Consider the following 1,722-nt stretch of genomic DNA (forward strand, 5'->3'; position numbering starts at 1 on the left):
AGAATACTCCAAAGAGAGACACCGGAAAGTAACATGTTCAAAGATATGAACTGTGTGGCCCCTGTGAACTTTGTGATGGACATAAACAGTGCCATATAACCGGGTAGCCCTGCAGATTTTACAATCAGCCCGAATGTCACAGCTATTGGGAAATATCCCATAAAAATAGGGCCTGCACTTTTCATACCGATTTTAAAGTCACTATTTGATTTTAGTTTATTTAAAGCCATAGCTTTCACCTTTTATTCCTCCAGTCATTAAAAATTTAAGCAGTGAGTATTTTACAACTATTTATGCATTTTTTCAACAAATTACTGGAAAATTAGGATTTTAAATATTTTTTATGACATTAGTATCATACAGACCTTTTATTTCACAGAAGTTTCTGTATAAACTCTTATTAACATATAAATCAATATATACAAACAATTATATCCTTTAAATTTTAAGAAGGAAACAGTAAGTGACTAGATGTTTAATTATTTTTCTTTGAAAAGAATCTGACTCATTGAAAAATTTAAAATAAATTGATATTTTTAGGAATTTGGCGTAAAAAGATATTAAAAAAATATTGAAAAATGTTAGAATAAGTTTTGAATGGAGGGATTAAAATGGAATTGATTATAAATTGCAGTTTTATATACATATTTTTAGTTGTTGTAATGATGTTTTTAGTTTCAAAAATGGCTGTTGGAAAGCTTTTTAAAGGTGAAGAGATACGCATGGTCGGAAATTATCCTGTCATGATGAAATTTATCCCTGGGGAAAAAAATAAACCTCTGGTTGTGTTGTCACCGGGAGCAAACAGTACTGCCAGGATATTTTATGGGGTCCATGAAGGGTACGATCCAAGGCAGTTTTTATCATACTGGCTCACTAAGAAGGGGTATAATGTACTGGCCCTTTCTTATCCTCTGAGAGTGAAAGACCCTGTATTTAAAAGAGATCATCCTGATTTTACCATTGCACAATGGGGAGAACAGATAGCCAATGTCTCTAAAGAAGTTATAGAGGAAAATGGATTGGAAAACAAAATCATAGCTGTCGGCTGGAGCATGGCCGGGAGAGTATCCCACGCACTGGGGGAAGCAGCAGAACGTATAGGTCTGAATATAGAGGTCTGGGTGGGACTTGCTGCTACGCCGCCACTGCCGGGCCTGTCGGCTCCAACCATATATCCAAAACTGAAGAAAAATAGTGAAGACAAGGGTGTATTTATGGTGGGTGACGGAGGATATGCAGTGTTTGGGAGCGGGAGGCGCGAATCAGAAACAGTAAGAGAAAATGCAGAGATAAACGGTATAGAGCGTGACCGACTGATATCTGATGATATTGGGAGAACCCACTACTTCGGAGATACCCCCATAAATCTTTTTAATCATGGGTGGCGTTATAGAGACGGTGAGTTTGTAAAGGATCTGAATGAGATGATGAATGATTCTAAGGGGTATGATTATGCAGGGTATCCTCTGACAGCTAATATAACAAATGATTCTATAGAGGATGCCAGACACGCCATGACAGACAGATATAACTGGGGAATAGTCATTACAAATAAAATAACCAAAAGTTATGTTTTACCGCAAATGAGAGTGAAAAAACTAAGTGATAAAGAATGGACAGAGGTAAGGGAGACGGTCAGGAGGGCACCTGAGGTTTTGAGTGTAGAGGTGCCGGGAAATCATTTCTTTTTTTTAGGTGAAAAGGGAGCTAGGGCAACTG

The 1,722-nt window shown here is 37.3% G+C and carries 2 protein-coding genes; one reads left to right on the forward strand and one right to left on the reverse strand.

What is annotated here, in order from left to right; translation table 11 throughout:
• A partial coding sequence (locus ABZA26_RS14430) for an AzlC family ABC transporter permease (RefSeq protein ID WP_372715190.1) occupies window positions 1-230 on the reverse strand: 230 nt, incomplete at its 3' end.
• A 381-nt stretch (window positions 231-611) separates the two neighbouring features.
• On the opposite strand from ABZA26_RS14430, the gene ABZA26_RS14435 reads away from it, so the two are divergent.
• A partial coding sequence (locus ABZA26_RS14435) for a thioesterase domain-containing protein (protein WP_372715189.1) occupies window positions 612-1,722 on the forward strand: 1,111 nt, incomplete at its 3' end.

This window comes from Ilyobacter sp. (assembly GCF_041583315.1).
GTDB lineage: Bacteria > Fusobacteriota > Fusobacteriia > Fusobacteriales > Fusobacteriaceae > Ilyobacter.